This window comes from Lysinibacillus sp. TE18511, assembly GCF_054062295.1.
In genome coordinates this window covers 47,408-57,035 of sequence record NZ_JBSSFD010000031.1, presented here as the reverse complement: position 1 = coordinate 57,035, position 9,628 = coordinate 47,408, and the positions used below count along the sequence as shown (strand labels likewise).

Genomic DNA, 9,628 nt, shown 5'->3' with positions numbered 1-9,628 from the left:
GACGTTGACGTGTCATAGTAGCACGCTCCTTTTTTTAATAGTCTAAGTTTACAACCCCTTATTTTATCTGTCCAACTTAGTGTAGCCTATCCAGATAGTATTTATAATAGATGCAAGCTTTACAAATATCTCAATTGAAACGAAAAATAATTCCAAAGAATTTATCCATGAATGAGAACCTAATAATGATTTAGAAAATTATATTGTCTCAACTATTATTCAAGGTTTTAAATAAGGTTTAATTAACTGCAGATCCCAATATAGAAGGGAAAATATTAGCCGTTACGAGTAGTACGATTGAATTGTCATTTGCTACGGGGATTAAGCAGTTTTTGACGGATACATGGTTACAGCAAGGATATTTAGAAACGATGGAAGATTAAATGAAGCGTATTCGGGATTTTTTCGAATACGCTTTTATAGTAGTGCTATTTTGTAGGGGGACAGGATCCTCTTGGCCAATGCCACTCTGCATAATCATTAAGTTGTAACTGGTATTATGATTTTAACTTTTATAATCAAAGTTTAGATATTATTTTAAATCATTGAAAACGTTTCAAACAGGAGTACTCATTATTATATTTTATGATAAACAAAGGTTTAAACATGTAATTACCATATGTTATACATTAAAGTGTAAATTACCATATGTTATACATTAAAGTGTAATAGTGGTATTGTATAAAAAGATAGACTTTTCGCTCAATTTAAAAAAGGAAGGAGTTTTCATTATGTTATCTTTTTCTAAACCAGATGTAGAACAGTTTTTACGAACATTTTCGATTGGTGATTTTGCGGTTAGTCCAGATGAAAAACAACTAGTTTTCAGTACAAATTTAAGTGGCAAGTATAATTTATGGGCCATGAATTTACCCAATACGTTCCCGACGCCGCTTACTTTTATTGACCAGAGCTGTCAAGGCCTTCTCTATGATAAACAAGGACGGTTCATCATTGCCGGTTTTGACCAAAACGGGAACGAAAATACGCAATTTTATGGACTTCCACTTCAAGGTGGGACAATGAAGAAAATTATTTATGAAGAAGGAACTCGCAATTCCGGGCCAATTTTATCCGAAGATGGGAACAAGCTTTATTATACATCTTCGAAAGGAAATCCAACGTATTTAAATGCATATGTCTATGACTTGGTGACTGGTGAGGAAGAAACAGTTCTTGAGGGAAAAGATGCGCCCACTTTTTTAATCGATTTTAGCCCAAATGAAGAGGTAGCCCTCTACTATAAACATTTTGCTAATACGTATACACTCCTATACGCCAAACGAGGAGAGGAACATATTCTTCTGACACCGACAACAGATCAGCAACATACGGTCAGTGACGCAGTTTTTGTATCCGATGAGCTCATCTATTTATTAACGAATTACGATGCTGATTTTACCTATTTGGCTTCGTATAATTTAGAGACAAATGAGTTTGTAAAATTGAAAGATTTAGAGAATGAAAGCTTTACTACGTTGAAATATAACAAAGAAAAGCAGTGCCTGTATGTAATTAGTGAAAAAGGTGTAGAAGATCATTTATACATGCTTGATTTGCTATCGAATAATTGGGAAGAACTAGATTCACCGTGCAGTGTCATCGAAAAGCTTATAGTCACAAAATCCGGTAGTTTATATTTATTAGGAAGAAGTGCTACGAAGCCGATTAATATTTATCAATTTAAGGAAAATGGATGGACATCTTTAACGGAATACACAGTTCCAGGTGTAGATCAAAGCGAATTAGTTGAGCCGGATGTGATTACTTATTCTTCTTTTGACGGACTTGAAATTGAGTCCTTATTTTTCAAAGCTAAAAAGGAAAATGATAATGGTGAAATCATCTTTTGGCCGCATGGTGGTCCGCAAGCTGCAGAGCGTAAATTTTTTAGAGCTTCCTTCCAATTCTTTTTAAATCATGGGTATAGCATCTTTGCTCCGAATTTCCGTGGTTCAACAGGATATGGATTGGCATTCACGAAAATGGTAGAAGGAGATTGGGGACACGGTCCACGCCTTGATAATGTAGCTGGTCTCGACTGGCTCATTGATAGTAACTACGCGGAAAAAGGCAATATTTTATTGATGGGCGGAAGTTATGGAGGATACATGGCCTTATTGCTTCACGGTAAACATGCTGATTATTTCAAAGCAGTAGTGGATATATTTGGTCCATCTGATTTGTTCTCATTTATCAACTCGGTTCCTGAAGACTGGAAGCCAATTATGGATCAATGGGTAGGAAACCCTGAAAGAGACAAGCAAAAACTCATTGAATACTCACCATTAACATATCTAGAAACCATGGTCAAACCAATGCTAGTTATCCAAGGAGCGAATGACCCACGTGTTGTGAAAGAGGAATCTGATCAAATCGTACAAGCTTTAAAAGATAAAGGTCGTGATGTCGAGTACATGCTTCTTGAAGACGAAGGACATGGGTTCTCTAAAAAAGAAAATGAAATTGCTGTTTATCAAAAAATCCTCTCATTTTTGAATCAATTCGTTGGATCTAAAGTGAAAGCATAACGGAAATACTGTTTGAAGTTAAATGAAAAAACTGGGTTCTACGATGGTAGGACCTAGTCAATTGTTAATGCTTATCAATATAAAAAATACAAAATTTGACATCGTCACTACTACCTTTATTATTTTCTTTTAGATGACTTCCCATAATAACATTCTTGTTTTATTCGATTTATGCACTATCCAGACGATGGACAAATAGCACTTTCGATAGTGAAAAACGAACATCCGTATTTATTTCTTGTGGAAAGTTCGTTTTTAATCCTCTGATAGGATTTTAGCAAACAATCGTCGCTAACTATATCAGGGTGAATCAAATGCTTTATGATTTTCATAAATGTTCAGATAGAAAAACGAGATTGGTCGCGTTCTAAATAGAAAATAGCTAATGTAGATCCGTTAATGTCATATAAACTGGGAAATTATCATCAGTCTTTGATGATTCAATCCCGTGCGTAAAATCATTAGCAAGGCAGTGTTCTTTTAGATATTATTTAGTAAATGATTTTAGGAAGAAATTTTTCAGTTCACCGAGCGAGTTTTTTCTTTTAATGATCCTAATGGATATTGGAAAAAGCAAAGTATTTGGGTCTTGGTGGTATCGTTTAAACAGGTTGAACAGCCATGATCCGTTAAAAAGTTAAGAAAAGTTGTAAATCGTATTCAAAACTAGTGACTTTATTAACCGAGAAGTTTTTTTCAATCTCGACATACAATACAAATTCATCGATGGGCTGCGTTGTAAATGCAAGTATAAAACCTCTCAATAATTAGGATCTGTACAAAATCATTCTATTATCGAATCGTAAAAGAGGAATGTTATCGTTTACATGAAAAGTAAAAGTATATGGATCTTCACAAGTGCAAGTTGAAAAGTTCTATGGGGAAATGAAATATCCAAGTCCCCCTCCACGCCAAATAATTTTAGTTTACATAATATAAATACCTTGGTCACAACTTATTAATTATCGGATGCTTCTTATAATTTATCGTACAAAAGGGGATTATTCGTTTAAATAATGCTAATTATCGTTTAATGTAGATTTGTCCAATATTCATAAGAATTATTCATAAGAGTGAACAAATAACAAAGTGAAACCGAGATACGGATAGTATTATATATTGCTTATGAGTTATTTAATACATACAAATATTGAAGGAATAAGGAAAAGCTGTAGTCTATAGTTGTAGAAAATCATTGAGGTGTTCACCCTATATTATGTAAAATAAAGAACGCTAAATACTTTTATTGTGCGCTGTGAGAGCGATCGAGATGGGCAACGGTACGTGTTACTGAATCTCGATACGTTTCACAGCGTTAAAGAACAGTAAAGTAAAGAACCTGTTAAGGATTTGGAAATAGCTGAGAAAGAATCTCCTAGAGTAGATAATCAATGCGAGATTGAAACAAGTGATGGTATGCTAGCTATTGGTGATTCTTTAATGATAGCTATTACTTCAAGCTTACAAGAAATATATCCTAACATTACAATTGATGCAAAAATTGAGCGCTGTTATGATATTAGATGGAGGCACTACTGAATTAACGTGTTCAGTAGGTTTACCGAAGAATGTAAAAATTGATGATACTTTGATTCAACATATAGTTGATGATTCTATTAGGAATGTTTCTGAAACAGAAAACGTAACAATTGAAAATACAAAAATAATAATTGAGAACTAACAACATAATAGTCGCTATATGGATTAATGAGGTGGTAATGAGGAAAAAAATCTGCTGAACATTATTGGATCGATGATGGTATCTTCTGGTGTTGGCATCATTAATTCGACCATCATATTAATGATGTAACGTGGCGTACTGAACCAAGCCCACCAACACCAATGTGTTGCTCACTGTTGGTAAAGAAAGTTTAATAGTTGAGATGCATTAGTAAAAATTCTTTTACCTGATGAACTATCGTGCCTGTTAGCGTAAGACTACATGCCATTATTACATAATAGGCAACCATGACAAGATAGAAGAACTTTATGGTTCGAACATTTTGGGAAACCAATAGGTATTGTAGGTTCCTCATCTGACTCGTCTGTAACCCAGTAAGTGTAATAACTCTCATCTACAAATTCTTCATGAAAATTAGTTATTAATAAACATAAATGATTTAAATTCCTTACTACCATGTACTCATTTGGAGTGTAATTTAAATCTTCCCATCTGCATTTATTAATTGCACCATCAATAACAGACAACAAAAATCTTTTTAGCTCGATAAAATCCATTTTCGTCCAAGGCATCTCACTAATGCTAAAACCCACAGTTCCAATACCTACAACTGATTGATCTCTTTGATTCAACCAAACGATAAACTCTTTCTCTCTGGTTGTTACTGCTAAGTCTGACCCACTTAATGCTAGTACATCGAGAAACACATTAGTGGCGCCATTGGACATAGAGAGTGACTCAACAATTTTTTCATCGCAATTGTCACATAAAGTTATTGTGTTTCCCATGTAAATGATCACCTCGTCACTATTACGTACAAATTATATCACGTTATACTGCCCGTTAGAGTCATATGAATCATATTCCTAATTGGAGTCACGGATACTGTCATATGCGTAATTACTCTAAATCTTTCTCGCCGAGAGGAGGAAAAAAACACGAATGTTTAAACGACCTTTTACTTTATCTTGGATTACCAAAAGCGTAATACCCATCTTCTTTATAGTCATTTTCCCAAAACGGTTGCATAAGTGTAACCTCTTTTCTGTAAACTCTCTTAGCAAAGAAATTATAACATGGTAGAATATAGATTGATATATATGGTAAATGGTGTAATGAACTATATTCAATAATCTAATGTAAGGAGCGAAAATACATATGGCGAGGAAGAGAAAAACGTTACCGAAAAATTTTAATGAACTAATTGAAGCAGGTGATATTGCGGCATTACAAGAGGTATTTACAAAGTGCGAGCTAGATGCATATGGTGGTTATAGTAAAACAACAGCCTTAAGTTTTTTTAATGTACCGGATGAATTGGTTCGCTGGCTCGTGGAACAGGGGGCAAATATAAATGCGAGAGACAATTACAAAAGATCGGCTTTACATAATCAGGCAATAAGTTGGCGGGGGAATATTGAATTGCTTCTTGAGTTAGATGCAGATATAGAAGCCTTGGATTATCAAAACGAAACACCTTTATTTGCTGCGGCTGCTTTTTTTAAACCAAATGCGGTGCGCACATTGGTTTCTAAAGGCGCAAATATTAGCGCGATAAATATGATGAATGAGACGCCTTTGGACAAAGCTTTAGCAGTATGTAGAAATATAAATATTGTTGATCTAGTAGAAGTTTCTGAGATTTTTCTGAGCGCGGGTATAGCTGTAACGCCGGAAATGAAAAATTCTATTAAGCGAATTGGAAAAGACTTTGAATTTCACAGAGAAGGTTTTAATAAAGAATATTTGAACGAAACGGATGAGGCACTTTCCCGTCTTTATGAGCTATTTGATGTTCCACCAGTAGAGAAGCGAAAAACGCATGATGGTACGTCTCCAATAACAGTATTTACAAAGGGCTGGCAGGCTCAACATAATGAACTTTGGAATTTATTAATTCCTTCGCAAGGACATGCGCAAACTGTACAAGGAGAGGTTATTCGTATTACTGGTAAAGTCTCATACGAAATTTTAGATAACGGCGGCATCAACTGGGATAATGATTTTCGTAAAATGCTCAAAAGTTTGAACCATTACTTTAGCTTAGGTACGCCATTACATCCCGCTGTACTTCAGGAGTCTATCACATTAGCGAAAGAACTTCACAAAGGCGATGGAGATGAGGAACCTGCGAGACTATGCGAGTTGGCAGTGCAATGGGTACTTAGCAATCCGAATCCGATTATTTTAGAACAGCCCGAATATAAGCGCTAACATATTTAACGAATCCAATAAACATTTTTATAAACAATAATATCCACTTTTCTAAGCACTTAACGGCTAAGAAAAGTGGATATTATGTCGTATGTGATGCAACGTGAAGCGGGTAGGTGGGAGGCCTGCCTTTTTCAACACATCTTTAAAGATGACATGTAAACCCCGCGGATCTAATGCTTTATGATTTTTATTTAGAAAAACAGGTTCTAATGGATAAATTTGATATGATCTTAAAGAAGCTTTATAGGATGCCAGAAGCGGAATTAAGTGTGGATGAAGGGGCAATATACGTTCTTTTTTCCCTTTTCCATCTATTCGAATCGTTTCATTAATCAAACCAATTTGTTCCCATGTTAATGAAACAAGCTCAGAACGTCTCAGAACTGTTGTTGCTAACAAATTAAACATTATTCCGCGTCGAAAAACGTGGTTGGTCGCGTTCTAAATAGCCAAATAGCTGCTTTAGATCCGTTAATGTCATATAGAATAGGAAGTTTATCATCGGTTTTCGGTGATTCAATTCCATGAGTAAAATCATTCGTCAGGTAGTGTTCTTTTAGACAATATTTGGTGAACTATTTTAAGGAAGAAATTTTTCGGTTGACCGAACGAGGTTTTTGTTTTAATGATCCTAATAGATATTGGATAAAGCGACGTACTTGGGTCTTGGTAATCTCATTTAAACAGGTTGAACAGCCATGATCCGTTAAAAAGCTTAAGAAGAGTTGTAAATCTTATTCATAACTAGTGACTGTACTAACCGAGTAATTTTTTTCAATCTCAATATACAATACAAATTCATCAATGGCTGCGTGTAGTTGCAAGTATAAAACCTCCAGATATCGTATTAAACAATAATTATTTTCTATAGAAAATCATCCCATTATCATAAAAGAGGAGCGTTATCGTTCACATGAAAATTATAATGAACTTCAGAATTACAAGTCGAAAAGTACAGATATTATGGGTAGTCGACGTATCCAAGCCCTCCTCCATGCCAAATAATTTTAGTTTACATAATATAAATACCTTGGTCACAACTTTCTAGTTATCGGAAGTTTCCTATAATTTATCGTTCAAAAGGGGATTATTCGTTTAAATAATGCTAATTATCGTTCAATGTAGATTTGTCCAATATTCATAAAAATTATTCAAAGAGTGATGAACATAGCTGGGTGTTTCAGAATCACAATATATGTTCTTTGAGGATCAAAATAATTAAAACCTTTCATTCTACAAAAAACCAATTTAAAAAATTCAAAGTAAAAATTCGATGTTCAGGAATTTAATTAAAATCTAAGAATATGTTAATGAGGTATTCAAAATAATGATGAAAATAGTACCCTCCAAGCTTTTACGGGAGTGTTAGGTAAAAATCAATGAACTGCAATGTATAATCTGAATTTTGTTAAGAGGAATAGAGAATCACTATTAAAGTAACTTGGATAATGTAGGTTTCTTCAATGCTAATGAAGGGAGTGATTATTTGGAAAACGACTGGGACAAAGCTATTGGCTCTCTTTCTAAAATTAAAGTATTTTCAAATCCAAATAACGATCCAGTAACCATAAGTGGTGAAGCTAATGATTTGAAGTGTATAGGTGTTGGGACAGATGCGGCTGTTTTTCAGTCTCTTTCTGCCCCAGCCTATGCATTTAAAATATATGCCAAGGACAAATTACACAAAGTAAAAGTTGAAGCAAATGTTTATCAATTATTAGAAGATTCACCTTTCTTTTCAACATGTTTTGCTTCATATGACGAATATCTTGTTTTAGGCTATGAAGAAGGAACGACTCTCTTTGACTGCATTCTACAAGGTATTCACATTCCAGAACAGGTTGTAAATGAAGTGGAGGATGCAAGAGAATATGTTCGGAATAAGGGCCTCAACCCCCGTGATATCCATTTGAAAAATATTTTACTACAAAATGGAAGAGCAAAAATAATTGATGTCTCTGAATACACATTACAAGGTAATGATTTTCGATGGGAGCATTTAAAAAAAGGATATGAGCAATACTATCATTTAATAGATGGAAATTCTGTGCCGTTTTGGTTAGTAGAAACGATTCGAAAGTGGTATAACCAGCGGGGAAAGAATTCTTCATATGAGGAGTTTACAAAGAATATTTTAAAACTTCTGTTTAAAAAATAATTGAACTAACCGGGGCTTTACTTCATCTATGGAGGAAAAGCCTTTTCTACTTAAACAAACGAAGCAAGTTAGTTGAAGAATATGCTTGTTTAAACATTTAACAATAGGGATCAATGTAAAGCATTAAAAGCTTTACATTGACGTTGAATGGATAGGATATTGTTATGGCATCAAGAGATGTTAGGGATAGGATTTTGAGTCCTAGAAAATCTTGTGTATGGACAAGAATCTACAGACATTAAATATTTTACATATTAATTGATATAGTGAAGAATTGCAAGCCATCCCAAACAGTTTTGGGGTTCAGTTCAACTTTGTTCAAAATGAGATTCATTTTTAGCAGTAAAATCAATTAAAGTATAGCCTTTTTGATTAATTTTTTTATTAAACTAACAAAAATACTTGCAACACCTATTATAGTACTGTACAGTACTAATTATGACAAGGGTAAAACTAATGAATCAAAAACGTGTGATTGAAGTAGCTGCAACATTATTTTTAGAAAAAGGGTTTGCTTATACAAGCATGGATGAATTAGTTCGTGTAAGCAAAGTTTCAAAGTCTAATGTGTATTATCACTTCTCTAATAAGGAAGAATTGTTGGAAGGGGTCGTTGATTATTGGATTGAAATGTATCAATCTGCAATTGATGGCATACTATCTCAAAACCAATTATTAGTTGAAGATCGTATCCAACTGTTTTTAAAGCAATTATCACAAGGAGTTCAGACGAGAGAATATAAGGGGAGCTGTCCATTTATTACGCTTTATATTCAAAGCCCTATAAATGCCACAAAAGTAAAAGAAAAAATAGCTCTTTTTTTTCAAGGATTACAAACGAAAGTTTCTCTATTACTTAAACAAGGGGTAGAGAATGGTGAATTTAGAAAGACAATTAATATTGACGAGGTTGCATCTCTTTTTATTACAAATCTTGAAGGAGCGCTATTTATTTCAGAAACACTGGAGGATGCAACTGTAATCATGAAAACAGTAGATCATTTTTTTAACTTGCTTCGATAAAAGAAGCATTTTTTTTAC

7 protein-coding genes are annotated in these 9,628 nt (G+C 34.0%); 5 read left to right on the top strand and 2 right to left on the bottom strand.

All coding sequences use genetic code 11. The annotated features are described in order from the left end of the window. Positions 1-731 precede the first annotated feature (731 nt). Both ACVWXS_RS18940 and ACVWXS_RS18935 read left to right on the top strand, forming a co-directional pair. Positions 732-2,531, top strand: a complete 1,800-nt coding sequence (locus ACVWXS_RS18940; RefSeq protein WP_456959663.1) for a S9 family peptidase — start codon at positions 732-734, stop codon at positions 2,529-2,531. Positions 2,532-4,032: 1,501 nt separating this feature from the next. After that, positions 4,033-4,212 carry a hypothetical protein gene (locus ACVWXS_RS18935; protein WP_139114405.1) on the top strand — a complete coding sequence of 60 codons (180 nt, stop codon included), beginning with the start codon at positions 4,033-4,035 and terminating at the stop codon, positions 4,210-4,212. 257 nt (positions 4,213-4,469) lie between these two features. Here ACVWXS_RS18935 and ACVWXS_RS18930 read toward each other — a convergent pair whose 3' ends face one another. Beyond that, on the bottom strand, positions 4,470-5,000 hold the full coding sequence (locus ACVWXS_RS18930; protein WP_456959662.1) for a hypothetical protein: 531 nt from the start codon (positions 4,998-5,000) through the stop codon (positions 4,470-4,472). 370 nt (positions 5,001-5,370) lie between these two features. Here ACVWXS_RS18930 and ACVWXS_RS18925 point away from each other — a divergent pair, with 370 nt between their 5' ends. Next, entirely contained in the window at positions 5,371-6,426 is a 1,056-nt protein-coding gene (locus tag ACVWXS_RS18925; RefSeq protein WP_456959660.1) for an ankyrin repeat domain-containing protein, read from the top strand. Between the two features lie 66 nt (positions 6,427-6,492). Here the strand turns inward: ACVWXS_RS18925 and ACVWXS_RS18920 are convergent, their stop codons facing one another. Then, positions 6,493-6,837: a tyrosine-type recombinase/integrase gene (locus tag ACVWXS_RS18920; protein ID WP_456959659.1), complete on the bottom strand. Its 345-nt coding sequence runs from the start codon at positions 6,835-6,837 to the stop codon at positions 6,493-6,495. A gap of 1,078 nt (positions 6,838-7,915) precedes the next feature. On the opposite strand from ACVWXS_RS18920, the gene ACVWXS_RS18915 reads away from it, so the two are divergent. Both ACVWXS_RS18915 and ACVWXS_RS18910 read left to right on the top strand, forming a co-directional pair. After that, entirely contained in the window at positions 7,916-8,587 is a 672-nt protein-coding gene (locus tag ACVWXS_RS18915; protein WP_456959667.1) for a serine/threonine protein kinase, read from the top strand. Positions 8,588-9,043: 456 nt separating this feature from the next. Next, on the top strand, positions 9,044-9,610 hold the full coding sequence (locus tag ACVWXS_RS18910) for a TetR/AcrR family transcriptional regulator (RefSeq protein ID WP_456959658.1): 567 nt from the start codon (positions 9,044-9,046) through the stop codon (positions 9,608-9,610). Positions 9,611-9,628 lie beyond the last annotated feature (18 nt).